The organism is Acetoanaerobium sticklandii (assembly GCF_000196455.1).
In the GTDB taxonomy this organism is placed as follows: domain Bacteria; phylum Bacillota; class Clostridia; order Peptostreptococcales; family Filifactoraceae; genus Acetoanaerobium; species Acetoanaerobium sticklandii.
Genome location: NC_014614.1, coordinates 186,313 through 204,441 on the forward strand (window position 1 = coordinate 186,313; position 18,129 = coordinate 204,441).

Below are 18,129 nucleotides of genomic sequence, written 5' to 3' on the forward strand. Positions count from 1 at the left end.
AAGGCTAGGGTTAAAATATGGCAAAGGTAAAGACCAAATATATCTGTCAGCAGTGCGGCTATGAATCCGCAAAATGGTGGGGAATCTGTCCAGAGTGCAATAGCGGTGGCTCTATGGTAGAGGAAGCTTATACCCAGAAGGAAACTGCTAGAGCAAAAAAACAAAGCTCACATTTGCAAAAATCTGTGGATTTAAAATCTGTAGAGGGAACTGAGGCTGATAGATTCACTACTCATATTTCTGAATTTGACAGAGTGCTTGGTGGAGGAATAGTAAGAGGCTCTCTTGTTCTTATAGGAGGAGATCCAGGGATAGGAAAGTCCACTTTGCTGCTTCAATTAGCCCACCATATTTCAAAGGAAAAAAAGGTGCTGTATATCTCAGGTGAGGAGTCAGCTCAGCAGATTAAGCTAAGGGCTTCTCGCCTTTTTTCTGGTGATATGAATATGCTCATACTGGCAGAGACGAATCTAGATACTATAGAAGGAGAGATACTTGCAGTTATGCCTGACGTAGTAGTAATAGACTCTGTTCAGACGGTATCATCGCCAGAGCTTACATCTCTTCCAGGAAGTGTTTCTCAGGTTAGAGAAGCAACTGGAAGGCTTATGAATATAGCAAAGGCAAATAACATCAGCTGTTTTCTAGTAGGCCATGTAACAAAAGAAGGAGCTATTGCAGGCCCAAGAGTTCTAGAGCATCTAGTGGATACTGTGCTTTATTTTGAAGGTGAGCGATTCAATACCTATAGAATGATAAGAGCTGTAAAAAATCGTTTTGGCTCTACAAATGAGCTTGGAGTTTTTGAAATGACAGATAAAGGCTTGATAGAGGTAAGCAATCCATCCAAAATTCTACTATCTGAGCACAGCGTGGGAGCTCCAGGAACTGCTATTGTTTGTACTATGGAAGGCACAAGACCTATGCTAGTGGAAATCCAAGCTCTTGTTGCTCCAACTACCTTTGCAGTACCTAGACGAACAGCTACAGGAATTGATTTTAATAGGCTAAACATGCTTTTGGCTGTATTAGAAAGAAGAGCTGGGCTTAGAATTCAGAGCCAGGATGTCTATGTGAATTTGACTGGAGGAATAAAAATTTACGAGCCTTCACTTGATTTAGGGATAGCCTGCGCAGTGGCATCGAGCTTTTCAAACAGAGAAATCAAAAACAATGTGGCGTTTTTTGGAGAGATAGGCTTAACAGGAGAGATTCGCTCAGTGAGCTTTGGAGAAAAACGTATTAATGAAGCCTTAAAGCTTGGATTTGAAGAGGTTATAGTGCCTTATAGTACAGCAAAGGACCTTAAAAATATAAATTCAATTAAGATTACAGGAGTAAAAGATGTAAAGATGGCTCTTGCTGAGGCATTTAAATAAGAAGATTATCAATAATTCAATTATGAATTGTAATAAGCTCTAGAAAGCTTCATTTATTCACAATAAAAAAGGTAAAAGCCTAATTTAAATAGACTTTTACCTAAATTTACATATTATTTTCCTCAGAATTTCCACAGTATTGTAAGTCATTTGTAAATCATAACAGGGTTAATATATTGTAAAATAGTACTGTGAAGATGTTTAAAAAAGACTGAACTTGCCTAGGGTTGTTATTTCGTCATGTTTTTTGCTTAAGATATCTCCAGGGCTTAAATTCAATGTGTTGCACAGTGCAGATATATAAAAAATATGATCGCCTATTTCATGAACTAGCTGTTCTTTGCATCTAGGACAAAGCTCTCCATCTATATGATTACTTGTAAATTTATCAAGCTCAGAGTAATCCACTTCTGTAGATAGCTGCTGTTTGGAGGCCTTGATACTGATACAGCCACACTCTGTAACGGCTTTTGCTACAGCTCTAGTTGTTCTGGCATCAGTTTCTTGAAGCTTTGTCATTATGTCGAGTATACTTTTATGTCTTATTAGAACCTCTTCAACTTTTTGGGTAAATTCATTTAGCTCCATCTTTTTACCTCCTTGTATTTATATATTATTATACTTAAAGATGCTGTAAAAGGTCAACTGCGAAGATTTGATTAAATTGTGCTATAATGTACTAGGGTCTAGGCAAAAAAATTAGAAAGGTAGGTGAACACATGGTAAAGAAGATTTTAAGAATAATCGTATCTTTAGTTGGAGTAACTATAGGTGCAGCATTTTATATTTATTTGGAACGTATTGTTCCACAATATGCGCCTGAAAGTTTAGTATTAAAAATAGGATTAGCCTCTATTATTTCACTTTCATTCGGACTTATATTTTATTTTTTCTCTCCTTATATCATGAATCTAGGCCAAAAAGCAGCAAACAAAATTGAGAATGAGGTTTCATCAATGCCCACGGGTGAAATTCTAACCTCGAGTATAGGACTTATAATAGGACTTATAATAGCGTATTTTATAAGCGGTTTGGTTATTAATATTCCACTAGTTGGAACTCCTATAGCCACACTTATTTATATATTCTTCGGATATATAGGCTATAATATAGCAAGCAGAAGAAAAGAGGATTTAGCCAATCTAATAAATGCAGTTAAACCAATTGGTGGCAAAGAAAAAGGTAGCAGCAAGAAAAGCAGTCATGCTATACCACCTAAGATTTTAGATACTAGCGTGGTAATCGATGGAAGAATAGCTGATATTGCTCAGACGGGATTTGTAGAAGGCAAGCTAGTGGTACCTACTTTCGTTTTAGAGGAGCTTAGACATATAGCTGACTCTGCAGATGATTTAAAAAGAGCAAGAGGACGCAGAGGCCTCGATATATTAAACATGATGCAGACAGAGCTTAAGCTAGATGTAGAAATCTGTGAAATGGATTTTGACGATATAGCTGAAGTCGATATGAAGCTTTTAAAATTAGGACAGGTACTAGATGGAAAGGTACTTACAAATGATTATAACCTAAATAAAGTAGCTCAGTTTCAAGGTGTAAAGGTTCTAAATATCAATGAGCTGGCAAACTCTATCAAGCCACTTGTAATTCCTGGAGAAGAGATGCTAGTTACTATTGTAAAAGAAGGTAAAGAGCAAAATCAAGGTATAGCATATCTAGATGATGGAACGATGATAGTAGTTGAAGGAGCTAGAAAGCTCATCGGCCAGACTTTTCAAGTTCTTGTCACCTCAGTTCTTCAGACAGCAGCAGGTCGTATGATATTTGCAAAGCCAAAATAAAGTTAACTTAGCCCTCCAATGGTTTTTGGAGGGTTTTTAAGTTTTTGATATGAGGGATAGATATTCCAAGCATTGCCATCCACAAAAAGCCCATCTGAAATATATAGCCGTAATTAATAGCTAGTGCAGTCGATGACATAAGTAGCAGTATTCCTGCTAGCTTTATTCTTTTTGGACTTAGAAAATATTTATCTCTATCAGAGGTAGAGAGGATATTTTTTAAAGTAGATAGCCTAAATGCAAACATAGGCGTGATTAAAGACACCATAAGTATATCTATTATAGAGGTTTCTGTTTTTTCTATAGTATACAGATTCAAAAAAGAAAGCAGTGAAATAATAAGCATGAAGCTAGCATAAGGAATATTTCTTTTTTGACCTCCCTTTAGCTTGTAATCAGCAAATATAAATATAGAGGCGCTAAGAGGAAAAATAAAGCTATAAAAGAAATAAAGATACACTGAAAAAAACAAGACGAAAATCAAATCAAAATTTGTAACCATACTTCCTGAGCTTCTAGTTAGAATCCTAGTGAGAAGCAAAAAAAATATCCCTGGCAGTATGAGAACTTCATCTACAAAAATAAATATTATAAAAAGAGGGGCAAGGCCATAAAAAGCTTCCACTTTTGCATCAGGGTCTAGCTCTCTTGCAAAGCACCAGCTAAGATAAAATCCCATAGTTTTTACTAGGCTGTGTTTTACAGCCTCAAGCACACCATTTCCACTATATATACTCCAAATATAAAAGCTTATTAGTGAAGCGATCAAAATGCCTATAAGCCATTTGCTGGATTTTTCTTTTATATCAAAACCTCTGATTAAGCTTGAACGTACTACCATATTATTTCCTCCAAACCTACTACAAATAGCTATTTCAAATAAAATCTAAACCTAATTTTCAAAACTACTGATATATAGTGTATAATACCATTATAAAACAGTTATTTAAATATATTTTGTGAAAAGGAGGTATAAGCTATGTATCAAATTTTAGGCGATGAAGTCTATGACAGTCAGGATATAGCAAAGAAGATTGAGCAGTACACTAGCTTTACAGTAAGAGAAGATATGAGCAAGAGAACAAAGCGCGATGATGCACTTGCATTTAAGCTGAGCATACCAGTGAAAAAATTAGATCCTACAGCAAAGGATTACATTGAGGACGATACAGAAATCAATCATCTAATGATACTTGCAGACGAGATGAGCAATTCTCAAATGGAAAATTTAGGACTTAAATTTGCAATTCAAAAAAGCTATGCCTATACGTACGATGAGGTAAAAAACGAAATCCTCCTTGTAAGCGGAATCATGCATATTTCAAATGGAAGAAGAAAACTTCCTGATGTTATGAAGAGGCTACTTAGTCAAGTCTAGACTCCATCCAACTCTAAATCAAAACATAATATGTTAATTTTTGTTAATTTTGGGTAAAAACTTCTATCAAGAGCGATAGAAGTTTTTTTAGTGGAAAGGAGAAAGTATGAAAGTAGCATTAGGATTAATTACAAAATATATCAATGCCAATATTTCTATTTTAGACTTCTTAAAAAATGCCAATAAATTCGGACATGAAATCGATGCTCTGATAATCTGCTATTCCCATGGATATGACAGACCCTTTGTTGAGAAATTGGAAAGAGAATTTCCAAAGACCTATTTAATCAAGGTCAACCATAGCTATGATATGGAAAGAGATCTTAGAAAAAGAGGAATCAGAGCCAAGGATTTTATGCCTCTTATCTATGCAGAAACCTTGGAAAACTATGGACTTTTACCATATAGCACCTATAGAAATACAGTTCTAATCAAAGCAATGCTCTTAGAAATGGACGCATTATTCTTCGTAGATACGGACGTTTATCCACTACTTCTGAAACCAAGTCATAGAAAGTCAAACCTTCCAGATTATATATCACTAAAAGATACCAAAGAGCTTGAAGACTATGAACTAGAAGAAATTGATTTCTTCGAAAGACATTTTAAATATCTGAGTCAAAAAGATGTAATGGTCACAACTAGTGACTATTCAGGCTATTACATCATTCCACCTATGGAATATTCACATCTAGATGAGTATCTAGGAGGACTTCAAAAAGAATCGGCAATAGATTTTGTAAAGAGCTGCAGTGGAACGGGCTGCATAAATTTTGCTTCTGAGGAAGAAAAGCCATATAGCACAGATAAGTTTTTAGGTGGAAATATGGCAATAAAGCTCAAAGCCTTTAAGGAACTTCCGCCATTTTTTTCCACTACCTATATGGCAGGAGATGAACTGGTATTAACTAGAGGCGAGGATACCCTTATGGGAACATTTGCAAAAAACAATCAGCTAAAAGCTGTAGATATAGATACTTTGATATTTCATAACACCTATTCGGATTTTCCTAAAGTACCTGACATTGTAAACAGCGTGGCTATAAAGGATAGATTCTATTATGCATCTCTAGGCTGGATAGGTAGAAATCCATTTATGAACTATATCAATGGAAATGACTACAAGGCTCTTTACGAAAAACAAAAAGAACTCCTTGTAAAAAGTAGTGTCCATACAGCTAGATACCTAAAGGACAGAAGGTTTTTGATTATGCCAACTGCAATAGACAGTGCTATGAAAAGCTTTAACAGGGTAATAGATGAATATGAGCTTTCTATGGAAGGCTTTGATCACATCAAAATGAAGCTTATTTAAAAAGGAGGATTCCAAAAATGAAGGTATTACTTGTAAATCATTTTCCTCTTGAGGGTTCAGGAAGTGGTATTTATACCAAAAATATTGCTTCCAAACTTACTGAGCTAGGTCATGAGGTAATGGTGATTCTTCCAGAACATACAAATATCAGTAAACCTTATATAACCAAGAGCATACTGTTTCGAAGCGAAGCAAATAAAGGTGAAAAGGTAGATGCAGAGTTTAACTTTCCTTGCTTTACGACGCACCCTAAAAGCAATAACACCTTTTATCAGCTTACAGATGAGCAGATGCACCAGTATATAGATTTGATGCAGATAGCTGTAGATGAAGCTGTAGCTACATTTAAGCCTGATATCATACATTGTCAGCATCTGTGGATAGCGCCTTATTGTGCTAGCAAGACAGGAGTTCCTTATGTAGCTACAGCTCATGGGACAGATTTAAAAGGTCTTGTACTCGATTCAAGATATGTGCCTTATGCCCTTGAAGGAGCTCAAAAATCTAAAAAAATAATAACTATCTCCAAGCAAGTGGATTATGAAGTAGGCGAAAAATACTCAGTTCCTGATTCTTTAAGGAGGCTGATTTTAAATGGATTTGATGAGAGCATATTCAATCTAAAGCCTGTAAGCAGAAAAGAAGTTCTTGCTAGCTTTGGACTGCCTGATGCAGGCCATGTAGTTTCTTTTGTAGGCAAGCTAGCTCATTTCAAAGGTGTAGACTTACTTCTAAAAGCTGCAAAGATTTACGAGGAAGAAGTGGAAGATGTAATGACACTTATTGTAGGTCATGGAGAGCTATATGATGAGCTTAATAATCTAAGAAGAAGCCTAGGGCTAAAACACGTATATATGTTAGGGCATCAACATCAAGAAAAAGTAGCTGATATCTACAACATAGCTGATGTATCTACAGTTCCTTCGAGACAAGAGCCTTTTGGACTTGTGGCTATAGAAGCATTAGCCTGCGGAACTCCAGTCGTAGTTACAAATGGAGGAGGACTGGTGGATTTTGTAGATGATACGATAGGAAGCGTAATAGATGAAGAGGACTATGAAGCTCTAGCAAAATCCATAATTTCAGAAATAAAAAACCCTGACAAAAAAGCCAAGAGAAAAAGAGCTCATGAGTTTGCTATGAAGCAGTTTTCTTGGAATAGAGTTATAAATGAAGTGATAGATGTCTATGAAAAAGCTATAAATGAATAGGCAATAAAGTATAAACTTTTGTGAAAGGAGAGATTCTATGAGACGAGTAATGGTGATACCGGTTTATTATTCTAGGTCGAAATCGGAAGGGCATCAAGACGGAGATTCGGTATATGACCACCCCACACCTATAGATGAAGATGGTACCTTAAAGCGGACCTTAGAAAGTATTAGAATCATTAAAAATCAAGATTTTCAGCTAGTTATATTAGTTTCGCCTACAAGTGAAGAGCTTACAGATAGAGCAAAGGAGAAGGTAAACAAAATTCTATCTGAGGTGAATCTAGACATTCAGACTTTTATTTTTACTCCTGCAGAGCTTGAAAAAATTAAAGCGCTAGCGGCAGAGCAAGATGTAGACCAAAGCGTTATTAAGCTTATGAATATAAGAGGGTATGCAAATGTTAGAAACATGTGCATTTATACTGCATATATACTAGGCGCAGAAATGGCTATGCTCATTGATGATGATGAGCTATTTGAAAAAGAGGATTTTGTCGATTTGGCTTCTCAGTATATAGGTGGAAGGCTTTATGGCAAGACCATAGATGGAGTAGCTGGATACTATCTCAACAAATATGGCAACTACTATGATGATGTAGATATAGAGCCGTGGATGACTTACTGGGATAGATTTGGTTTTAAAGGAAAAGCTTTTGATAAAATAATCGGGCAAGAGCCTAGAATAAAACTTACTCCATTTGCATTTGGTGGAGCAATGATAATTCATAGAAATCTTTTTAAAACAGTGCCATTTGACCCGAATGTAACTAGAGGAGAGGATATAGATTATCTTATAAATGCAAAGATGTTTGGGTTTCATTTTTTCCTAGATAGAGAGCTTTCTATTAAGCATCTTCCTCCTAAGAAAACTCATCCAGTCTGGAAGAGATTTAGAGAGGATATATATAGATTCCTCTATGAAAAAGCCAAGATAGATTCACAAAGAGACCTTCCAAATATGAACAAGGTAACGAGTCACGATTTTGACCCATATCCAGGAAATTTTCTTACAAATGAACTAGAAGATATGATATTTAAAGCAAATATAATGCTAGCAATGGATTATCTAAGCAATGGAGATATAGAATCGGCAAAAGAAACAATGAACAATATCTATCTTTCAAAATACGATGCTATGCCAAAATTCAATGTTTTTGATGCCTTTATAGAACTTCAAAAAGACTGGAAAAGTCTGTTGAGTTTTACAAAGCAGTACATGATTGATATAAGAGCTATTATGGATATGGCAGAGTTTGGTTATGTCAAAAAATACGACAAAAAATCTGAGCTAGTATCTATGTCTAGAGATGAGATGGAAACTCTTCTTAAATCCATGGATTTCTTTAAAAATCTCGAAGATGACGAAATAAATACCCTTGCGGCCATAGCAAAGATGAAGGAATATCCTGAAAATACTTTCATAGGCAAGTCCAATGAAAAAGTAGTCAGAATGAGAATCATCTATAAAGGTGTGGTTAGAATTCAGAAGGAAACCTTGTCAGGAGATTCTGTAGATCTTGCTATACTTGAAAAGGGAGATTATTTCGGAGAGAGCTTTGATAAGAACTTTACTTCCTATGTGGATATAATAGCTGAAGAGGATTGCGAGCTTATAGAAATAGAGCATGCGGACCTTGTGAGCCTCATAGAATCTCAGCCAATGCTAGGCATTAGAATACTTCAGATGCTAAATGCGAAGCTATCGCTCAAGCTAAAAACTTTAAACGAACGCTATACCTTGCTTTCAGATAGAGGAAGCAGTATATATTAAAAAAGATGGGCTAAGCCCATCTTTTCTAATATATAGAATATAAACATTATTAAGCTTGAATTTACTACCTTTAAGCTATAAATTCTTTAATTAGTAATAGATAGCTTTTAATTAGTAATAGATAGCTTTTAATTAGTAGCTAGATTTTTTGAAGAAATGATAAAGGAGAGAAACTCCAGCACCAGTTCCACCGTATGGGCATAGACTACTTGCTTTGTCTGTCCATGAAGGTCCTGCTATATCTAAGTGAACCCAAGGAAGCCCACTTGTAAACTCTTCTAAAAATAGGGAAGCTGTAATAGTACCAGCTGGTCTTCCAGGAGAGTTTTTAAGGTCAGCAACTTCAGATTTAAGCATTTTTTTGTATTCCTTTTCAAGAGGAAGTCTCCAGATTTTTTCGCTTGCTAGCTTTGAAGCAGCATCAAACTGGGCAAACATATCGTCATCAGAAGAAAGTGTAGCTATTACTTTTTCTCCAAGTGCAACTATAGCTGCTCCCGTAAGCGTAGCTATGTCTATTAGCTTAGTAGCTTTTTCCTCTTTTACTGCATAGGTTAATGCATCAGCAAGAGTAAGTCTTCCTTCTGCATCTGTATTAGTGATTTCTATATATTTTCCAGCCATAGATCCTATTATGTCTCCTGGCTTGTAAGCATGACCAGAAATCATATTTTCACAGCTTGCAACTACTGCTGTAACGTTAATTTTTAATTTCTGAGAGGCTACCATTATCATAGCACCTATAACTGCGGCCGCTCCGCCCATATCTGATTTCATAGTGTGCATTCCATCAGTAGGCTTGATTGAGTAACCACCACTGTCATAAGTTAGTCCCTTTCCTATAAGACCGTAGATTTCAGGGTCGTTAGGATTGCCATGGTACTTCATAGTGATGAGCTTCATTGGCTCTGCTGAGCCTTTTCCAACTGAAAGAAAGGCTTGCATATCTAGAGCTTTTATATCTGCTTCGTCCATCACCTTAACATCAAATCCATATTCCTTGCCGTATTTTTTAGCTTCTTCAGCAAGCATAGTAGGAGTCATGATATTGGCAGGTTCATTTACTAGAGTTCTTGCCACACAGATGCTTTGACCTTCCATTACCCCTTCGTCTAGAGCTTTTTCTAAAATACTCATATCCTCATCAGGACCAACTAGAATATTTACTTCTAGTATATCTACGCTGTCTTCTTTAGGAGTTTTGTAGTCTCCAAAATCATAATCTGAAAGTATGGTGTACTTGGCAACTAGGCTCACCATTTCCTTAGAAGATGTACTGCATGAATTGAAAATCTGATGAATTTCTACAACCTTTGATTTTAATTGTTTAGCTTTTCTTATAGCTGAGCTTATAGCTAGCTTTACTGTTTCTTGGTCTATGCACTGGTCATCGCCCAGGCCTACCAAAATTATGTTTCGAGGGTTTTCTTCTCTTGCAAGTCTAAAGGATTCTATCTGTTCTTTTTTTCCTGTAAATATCTTGTCCTTAACTAGATAGCTAATCATAGCCTCTACATCTGAATCTAGATAGAGCAGACCTTCTGATATTTCTATTCCCTCAGTAAATGGGATTATAGCTGTATCACAAAGTACAGTGGATTCGCCGTGCTTGGAAATTCTAATATCCATAGTTTCCCCTCCTAATAATATAAGTAATACATATAATGTGTTTTTCACATACCTAAATTATACCCCAAGAAACAATCACCCACCACAAAGATTAATATAATAAAAATTAAAATGTTAAATTTTAGCAACTAATGGGTAGTAATATATAGGAGTCTAAAATTTTGAAAGGAGCAATACAAATGAAACTAATGAAAAGAGACGAAAAAGCTGGTGCACTGAGAAAACAGGATATGATACCAGGGGTAGTTTATGGACATGGAATCGATGCAATTAGCGTTAAGGTTCCAAGAAAAGAGTTTGTAAAATCCTATGAAAAATTCAGACAGACAAAAACCTTCAATTGTGAGATAGATCAAAGTCCTCATCAAGTTTATATCAAAGATGTTCAAAGAGATGTACTTAATCCAGAAAAAATTACTCACTTTGACCTTTTAAAAGTATCATCATCTGACAAAATCCATACCAGATTGCCGATAGTTCTTTTAGGAAGAGAGAATATCGAAAGACAAGGGCTGATTGTTCAGCAGAGTCTAAATGATATCGATGTAAAATATCAAGTAGGAAAAGGACTTGAGTCTATTGAGATTGATATAGTTAATTTTAAAGATGGAGATATGCTAAAAGTATCTGACATAAAAGTGCCAGATTATGTGGATGTTCTAGAAGATATGGATATGCTGGTTGCATCTATTGCTCATCCTAAAGTAGAAGCAGAGCCTGTAGAGGGTGAAGAAGTAGCAGAAGTACCTCTAGTAGAGTAATAGGCAAATAATAAACTAAATCCACTAGAGTAATTCAGAATGCTCTTGGATTTTAGAAATTTTATATTATGTACAAAACTAAAGCGAGCCGTTTGGCTCGCTTTTTAAATGCATTTATTTAGTCAACCTTTACTACCCAACCTTCTGGACCGTCAACATCTCCGAATTGGATGCCGTAAAGAGTATCGTATAATTTTTTAGTCACAGGACCTACTTCAGTTTCACTGTGGAATACATGAAGCTTGCCATTGTGTGAAATACCTCCGATTGGAGTGATTACAGCTGCAGTACCACAAGCACCAGCCTCTTTGAACTCATCTATGTTGTCGATTAAGCAGTCTCTTTCTTCTACTTCCATACCTAGATATTCCTTAGCAATGTGTAGCAGAGAATATTTAGTGATACTTGGAAGAATAGATGGAGATATAGGAGTTACAAACTTATCGTCTTTAGTTATACCAAAGAAGTTAGCAGCACCTACCTCTTCTATTTTAGTATGAGTAGCTGGATCTAGGTAGATACAATCAGCAAAGCCTGATTTTACAGCTAGTTCATGAGGATAAAGGCTTCCTGCATAGTTTCCTCCAACTTTTGCTGCACCAGTTCCATAAGGAGCTGCACGGTCATACTCAGAAGTAATAAAGTTTACAGGAGTCATTCCACCCTTGAAGTATGGACCAACTGGCATACAGAAAATACAGAAGATATATTCTGGAGCTGGCTTAACACCTATGTTGTCACCTACACCGATTAGGAAAGGACGTAGATACATAGTAGCGCCGCTTCCGTATGGAGGCATAAATCTTTCATTAGCCTTTACAACCTTTTTACAGGCATCTACGAATCTCTCTACAGGAAACTCAGGCATCATGATACGATTACAGCTTTTAATCATACGCTTAGCATTTTCATCTGGTCTGAATAATTGAATATCCCCATTTTTAGTTCTATATGCTTTTAAGCCTTCAAATGTTTGTTGTCCATAATGTAATGCTGCAGCAGACTGGCTGATAGTTAGAGTGTTTTCTTCGATAAGCTTACCCTCATCCCATTGGCCATCCTTGTAGTATGATATGTAGCTAAAGTCAGTTTTCATGTAGTTAAAACCTAGTTTGCCCCAATCTATGTTCTCAATTTGCATAGATTATCCCTCCTTCAAATTTAATATCATTAAATATATTATAGCATAGAAAAAACGTTTGCCTAAAGATTAGAATATTCAAAATAATTAGAAATACAATTTCCTGAAGTTTTTTCAATCAAAAAAGAGATTGTCTCGTATTTTAAAGACAATCCCTTATAAGATAATGGTAAAACATTAGATTATAAAATGTTAGATTATAAAACCAAGCTAAAGCTTTATTTGATTACTAAAGTTGATTTTATTATTTTGCTGATATAGCTGCCATAGTTATATAGTTATATGGCTTGTTAAAGTGAGGAAGGAAGAAAATGTCAGTAAGAGCAAGCTTATCTATAGTAACTTTTTCCTGAATAGCAAGTGAGAACATATGGATACCCATAGACATATCATAAGTTGATGCCATCTGAGCACCTATTATAACTCTTGTGTTTTTATCATATACTATTCTGATTTTTACTGATGGATTTTCTGACTCTATAAACTCTGGTTTTTGAAGGTCGTCGTAATCAGTAGCTAGAGCATCTATTCCTAGTGATTTTGCTTTTGCAAGAGTAAGTCCAGTAGATACCATTTTTAAGTCGTAGATGCAGATACCGTTTGAGCCTTGAACGCCAGCAGATTCTAAAGCAGTACCTCCTGCGTTGTGAGCGGCAACTATACCTGAACGTACAGCATTTGTTGCTAGAGCTATATAGTTAGTGCCTTGGATGCTGTTGTCGTAAACAGTAGCGCAGTCACCTATAGCGTAAACATCCTTGATGCTTGTTTCTTGATTTTTATTTACAACATAGGCACCATTTCTAAATAGCTCAAGCTTGTCTTTTCCTAGCTCGTTATTTGGTCTAAAGCCTATAGAAAGAACTACCATATCTGCTTTATGAGTGCCTTTATCAGTAACTACCTCTTTGACCTTTGTATCGCCTTTTAGTTCAAGCACTTTTTCTCCAAAAGCGAGTTTAATACCGTGGTCTTTTAGGTTCTGCTTCATAAGCTCAGTAAATTCTTCATCGTAATATGCAGGAAGACAAGTATCTGCGATATCTATTAGAGTAACATTTTTTCCATTTCTTTCAAAAGCTTCAGCAAGCTCTACGCCTATATAGCCAGCACCTACTACTACGACATCCTTTATATCTTCTGTTTTAAGTTTTTGGATTACCTCGTCAGCGTGCTGGTATAGCTTTACTTTTTGAACATTTTCTAAATCTCTGCCAGGAATATCTGGGATTATAGGCATAGAGCCAGTTGCTAAGATGATTTTATCGTAGCTTTCTTCTACCTTAGAGCCGTCTTTTAGGGTAGCATAAACTATTTTTTTATCAAAGTCGATGCTTTCAACTGGAGCCTCCATGTGAACTACAGCACCTTGAGCTTCTAACTTTTCTTTGTTTGAATAAAATAAGCCTTCAGCTCCAGCTATCTGCTCACCTATCCAAAGAGCCATACCACAACCTAAAAAGCTTATATTTGAATTGGCATCAAATATAGTTACCTTGGCATCTTTGTAGTTCCCCATAATAGTGTTAGCAGCAGCAGTTCCAGCGTGATTAGCACCTACGATTACGATTTTGTTCATGTTTACTCTCCTCTCAAATTAAAAACAATTAAGAATTAAAATTAGTTAAAACTAAAGTTAAAAATGATTATATTTTAAAATTAAAAAGTATACTAAAATAGTATTGATTACAATTTGAATTTATTATATCACTGGTTAAAAAAATAGCAATAGGTTTTTAAAAAAATTTTAAAAAATATCCAAAAATGGTATAATCTAGAGTTGAATGATGAAATTGTGGGTATAAAATATATTCAGTTAAAAATTTATAAATTGATATGAAACAATGGAGATGAAACTTGATGAAAAAATGTTCAGTATGTAAGAAGAATATAGCTATGCTTTTTGCTTCGACATATGAAAATGGTAAACCAGAAATGAAAGGGCTATGCCTTAACTGTGCTAAGAAGATGAATATCCCAGGGATAGATGATCTTATAAAGCAGACAGGTATGTCAGAGGAAGAACTATCCGCAATAACTGACCAGATGAATGACTCTATGAGTATGTTTGATGAGGATAGCGAGATGGATTTTTTATCAAATTTTAAGGATGCTGATAAGGAAGACGAGATTCAAATAGAAGAGAATGAAGAAGCTGAGGCTCATCAAGATGAAGTAGAAGATAAAGAGCCGTCTAAGAAAAAGAAGAAGAAAAAGAAATACCTAGATACCTTTGGAACTAACCTTACTGACAAAGCTTCAAAAAATCAAATAGATAAGGTTATAGGAAGAGACAAAGAAATTCAAAGAGTAATTCAAATATTAAATAGAAGAGCAAAAAACAATCCAGTACTAGTAGGAGAGCCAGGAGTAGGAAAAACTGCTATTGCAGAAGGACTAGCTGTTAGGATAGCTGAAAAGCAAGTGCCATCAAAGCTACTAAATGCAGAGGTATATCTGCTGGATATGACTGCTGTTGTTGCTGGGACTCAGTTTAGAGGCCAGTTCGAAGGTAGAATGAAGTCTATCATCACTGAAGCACAAAGCTACGGCAATATCATTTTAGTAATAGATGAGCTTCACAATATCATGGGTGCAGGAGAGGTTCATGGTGGAACTATGAACGCTGCCAATATCCTAAAGCCAGCTCTTGCAAGAGGAGATGTCCAAATCATCGGAGCAACTACTTTATCAGAGTACAGAAAGCATATCGAAAAGGATTCTGCACTTGAAAGACGCTTTCAGCCTGTAATGGTAGATGAACCTAGTGAAGAAGAAAGCATAGAAATATTAAAAGGAATAAAAGGCTACTACGAGGATTATCATCAAGTGAGTATTTCTGATGAAGTCATAGAAGCGGCTGTAAAGATGTCTAATAGATATATCACAGATAGATTTTTGCCTGACAAAGCCATAGATGTAATAGATGAGGCAGGCTCTAGAGCCAATCTTGTAAATGAAGTACTAACTAGCATCGAGGATTACAAAACTCAGCTGATGCAAAGCACCTACCTAAAAGATCAAGCTTCAGAAAAAGGTGATTTTGAAGGAGCAGCTTATTACAAGGCTGAAGAAATTCGTCTTACTCAAAAAATTGAACTGCTTGAAAAGAGTGCAAAGACACCTCTTACTATAGAAGATGTAGCTCATATCATAGAAGCATGGACTAAGATTCCTCTTAAATCCATAACTGAGGAAGAGGCTATAAAGCTTCTTAATCTAGAGCAAAGGCTTCACCAAAGAGTAATAGGCCAAGATGAAGCTATATCTAGCATTTCAAGAACTGTAAGAAGAAATCGTTCTGGCTTTAGAAAAAGAAGAAAGCCAGCATCCTTTATATTTGTAGGCCCTACAGGAGTAGGAAAGACAGAGGTAGTAAGAGCTTTAGCAAAAGAGATGTTTGGAAGCGAAGACGACATGATAAGAATCGATATGAGTGAGTATATGGAAAGACATACAGTATCAAAGCTCATAGGCTCACCTCCTGGATATGTAGGCTATGATGAGGGTGGACAGCTGACAGAAAAAGTAAGAAGAAGACCTTACTCTGTAATTTTATTTGATGAGATAGAAAAAGCTCATGCAGATGTATTTAACATGCTACTTCAGATTTTAGAGGATGGAAGACTTACTGATGCACAGGGCAGAACAGTATTCTTTGAAAATACTATTATAGTTATGACATCAAATGCTGGAACCTCATATAAAAGCAAGAGCATGGGCTTTGGAAATGCAAACACTCTAGAAGAGAGCGAGCATATCAAGGATGCCCTTAAGGAAGTTTTCAGACCTGAATTTTTAAATCGTGTGGACGATATAGTTGTGTTTACTAGACTTTCAAAGCCTCAGCTAAGAGAAATAGTAGACCTTATGATAAAGGAAGTTCAAACTGAGCTAGCAGAAAAAGGAATTAGTCTTCATGTGAGTGATGAAGTAAAAGAATTCTTACTAGAAAAAGGCTATGATGACAAATATGGAGCAAGACCTCTAAGACGAGTGATACAAAGATATATTGAAGATGAAATATCGGAGCTATACTTGCGTAAAGAGATTCTGGATAAAGATTCAATATCAGCAATCATGCTAAATGCACAGGTAAGTATAGTAAAAAGCCATGAATGAAAAAAAAGCTCGTTTTATTAGCATAGGAATGATAGCTCTAGCTGTACTTGTTGGAATATTTGGATATACACGCCCTGAAAAGCTTCTTAGCAAAGAGGGCGTGTACTACTACATACCTGTAGGAGATTACATCGATTCAAATGGAGATGGAGTAGGAGATATCCAAGGAATAATTGGAAACCTAGACAGCCTTAATGATTCAAATCCAAATACCAGTACGGATCTTGGAGTAAATGGGATAGTAATTAGCCCAGTCTACCTAGCAAAAGGAGCAAATAAAAGCGAGCCTTTAGATTATTATAAAATCGACCCTGAGTACGGGAACCTAATTGACTTAGAAGAGCTTATTTCAGAGGCAAACAAGCGTGGAATGAAGGTCATCATGGAAATGGAATTTAATCATACCAGCATAGACCATGAGTGGTTTAGGCAGGCTTTATCAAGCGCAAAAAGCCCATTTAGAAGCTATTACAATCTGAAAGGCTTAGATTATCAACCTAGAACTGAGTCAAGGCTTGTCAATGAAGAGTCTCTATGGCACAGATTAAACGGAGTAAAATACTTTAGCTACAAAGATTATATGACAGCTGATTTAAATTATGAAAGTGCTGAGCTTAGAAATGATATCAAGGAAATAGCTATATTTTACCTTGAAACTGGACTAAATGGACTTAAGCTGAAAAATGCCAACAATATCTATACCTATTATGAAGAGCCTAATGAAGATTCTAGGCTTGAGAAAAATTTGGACTGGTGGCAGTCCTTTAGATTAGCTTGTAAAGAAGTAGACCCAGATGTTTATTTAATAGCTGATGTAAATGATAGAGCTGCAGTTATAGCGCCATATTTCAAAGAGTTTAACACGGTTATGAATGTTTTTGCAGGTGAAAGAGCTATTCCATATATGATTAAATCTGGCAAAGATATGTCAGCAGATAATGGCATGTTTGCAAAGCAGATGGATAATATAAGCTCATCATATAAAAAATATGGCAAAAATCCTATAGACGGAATTTACTTATCTGATGAGTCAGGAACTATAATGAGCAAGGTAGGAAATCATGCTAAAAAATCAAAGCTGGCAGCGAGCATAATGATGACGCTACCTGGTAATCCATTTATCTACTATGGAGATGAGCTAGGCATGAATGATGAAAAAATCCAAAACCCAGACTCTACTATATACAATCACTACACGGATTTGATAAGGCTAAGACAGCTTCATCCTGCATTAAAAACAGGAAGCCTAATTGAAACCTCAGATGACAATGTACATGTACTTTCGTATATCAGATACGATTCAAAAGAAAAAGAGAATCTTTTAGTGATACATAATCTTTCTGATGATACTCAGTCAGCCTATATAAGAGAGCTTAAATCCTATGATGAAAAGAATATAATTCATTCCACATCAAATCATGATGTCATGGACAAAAATCTCAGCAAGGTTCAGCTGAGCGGATATTCTACATTGGTAATTTCATTAAAGTAGGAGTTAATCTAATTAGAGGGGTAAAGACTGCTCGCGGATAATGGAATCTTGTTGTATTAGCAATAAGCAAAATCAGGTTCTTGAATAAATTGGAAAATTGGTATATAATATTTTCAGATAAAACTAGA

General features: G+C 35.8%; 14 protein-coding genes. 9 read left to right on the plus strand and 5 right to left on the minus strand.

What is annotated here, in order from left to right:
* Positions 1–17: 17 nt before the first annotated feature.
* Entirely contained in the window at positions 18–1,379 is a 1,362-nt protein-coding gene (gene radA / locus CLOST_RS00970) for a DNA repair protein RadA (protein WP_013360384.1), read from the plus strand.
* 201 nt (positions 1,380–1,580) lie between these two features.
* Here the strand turns inward: radA and CLOST_RS00975 are convergent, their stop codons facing one another.
* Complete coding sequence (locus tag CLOST_RS00975; protein WP_013360385.1) at positions 1,581–1,967, minus strand: nucleoside triphosphate pyrophosphohydrolase family protein; 387 nt, start codon at positions 1,965–1,967, stop codon at positions 1,581–1,583.
* Between the two features lie 131 nt (positions 1,968–2,098).
* Between CLOST_RS00975 and CLOST_RS00980 the strand changes: the two genes are divergently transcribed.
* On the plus strand, positions 2,099–3,178 hold the full coding sequence (locus CLOST_RS00980; protein ID WP_013360386.1) for a PIN/TRAM domain-containing protein: 1,080 nt from the start codon (positions 2,099–2,101) through the stop codon (positions 3,176–3,178).
* Between the two features lie 7 nt (positions 3,179–3,185).
* On the opposite strand, the gene CLOST_RS00985 is transcribed toward CLOST_RS00980, so the two are convergent.
* A complete protein-coding gene (locus tag CLOST_RS00985) occupies positions 3,186–4,019 on the minus strand; it encodes a hypothetical protein (RefSeq protein WP_013360387.1) in 834 nt (277 codons plus the stop codon).
* Positions 4,020–4,157: 138 nt separating this feature from the next.
* Here CLOST_RS00985 and CLOST_RS00990 point away from each other — a divergent pair, with 138 nt between their 5' ends.
* The 4 genes from CLOST_RS00990 to CLOST_RS01005 all read left to right on the plus strand — a co-directional run bounded on the left by CLOST_RS00990 (position 4,158) and on the right by CLOST_RS01005 (position 8,856).
* Positions 4,158–4,556: a hypothetical protein gene (locus tag CLOST_RS00990; protein WP_013360388.1), complete on the plus strand. Its 399-nt coding sequence runs from the start codon at positions 4,158–4,160 to the stop codon at positions 4,554–4,556.
* 106 nt (positions 4,557–4,662) lie between these two features.
* Positions 4,663–5,871, plus strand: coding sequence for a hypothetical protein (locus CLOST_RS00995; RefSeq protein ID WP_013360389.1), 1,209 nt, complete (start codon positions 4,663–4,665; stop codon positions 5,869–5,871).
* A gap of 17 nt (positions 5,872–5,888) precedes the next feature.
* Positions 5,889–7,082, plus strand: coding sequence for a glycosyltransferase family 4 protein (locus CLOST_RS01000; protein ID WP_013360390.1), 1,194 nt, complete (start codon positions 5,889–5,891; stop codon positions 7,080–7,082).
* A gap of 37 nt (positions 7,083–7,119) precedes the next feature.
* On the plus strand, positions 7,120–8,856 hold the full coding sequence (locus CLOST_RS01005) for a Crp/Fnr family transcriptional regulator (RefSeq protein ID WP_013360391.1): 1,737 nt from the start codon (positions 7,120–7,122) through the stop codon (positions 8,854–8,856).
* A 132-nt stretch (positions 8,857–8,988) separates the two neighbouring features.
* On the opposite strand, the gene CLOST_RS01010 is transcribed toward CLOST_RS01005, so the two are convergent.
* Positions 8,989–10,485, minus strand: a complete 1,497-nt coding sequence (locus CLOST_RS01010) for a leucyl aminopeptidase (RefSeq protein ID WP_013360392.1) — start codon at positions 10,483–10,485, stop codon at positions 8,989–8,991.
* A 179-nt stretch (positions 10,486–10,664) separates the two neighbouring features.
* Here CLOST_RS01010 and CLOST_RS01015 point away from each other — a divergent pair, with 179 nt between their 5' ends.
* Positions 10,665–11,246, plus strand: a complete 582-nt coding sequence (locus tag CLOST_RS01015) for a 50S ribosomal protein L25 (protein WP_013360393.1) — start codon at positions 10,665–10,667, stop codon at positions 11,244–11,246.
* 118 nt (positions 11,247–11,364) lie between these two features.
* Here the strand turns inward: CLOST_RS01015 and CLOST_RS01020 are convergent, their stop codons facing one another.
* Both CLOST_RS01020 and nox read right to left on the minus strand, forming a co-directional pair.
* Positions 11,365–12,387 (minus strand): branched-chain amino acid aminotransferase, encoded by a 1,023-nt coding sequence (locus CLOST_RS01020; RefSeq protein ID WP_013360394.1) that lies wholly within the window; start codon positions 12,385–12,387, stop codon positions 11,365–11,367.
* A 244-nt stretch (positions 12,388–12,631) separates the two neighbouring features.
* Positions 12,632–13,966: a H2O-forming NADH oxidase gene (gene nox / locus CLOST_RS01025; RefSeq protein WP_013360395.1), complete on the minus strand. Its 1,335-nt coding sequence runs from the start codon at positions 13,964–13,966 to the stop codon at positions 12,632–12,634.
* 281 nt (positions 13,967–14,247) lie between these two features.
* Between nox and CLOST_RS01030 the strand changes: the two genes are divergently transcribed.
* Positions 14,248–16,509 (plus strand): ATP-dependent Clp protease ATP-binding subunit, encoded by a 2,262-nt coding sequence (locus CLOST_RS01030; RefSeq protein WP_013360396.1) that lies wholly within the window; start codon positions 14,248–14,250, stop codon positions 16,507–16,509.
* On the plus strand, positions 16,502–18,001 hold the full coding sequence (locus CLOST_RS01035; RefSeq protein ID WP_013360397.1) for an alpha-amylase family glycosyl hydrolase: 1,500 nt from the start codon (positions 16,502–16,504) through the stop codon (positions 17,999–18,001). Before CLOST_RS01030 ends, CLOST_RS01035 begins: the two co-directional genes overlap by 8 nt.
* Positions 18,002–18,129: the final 128 nt, after the last annotated feature.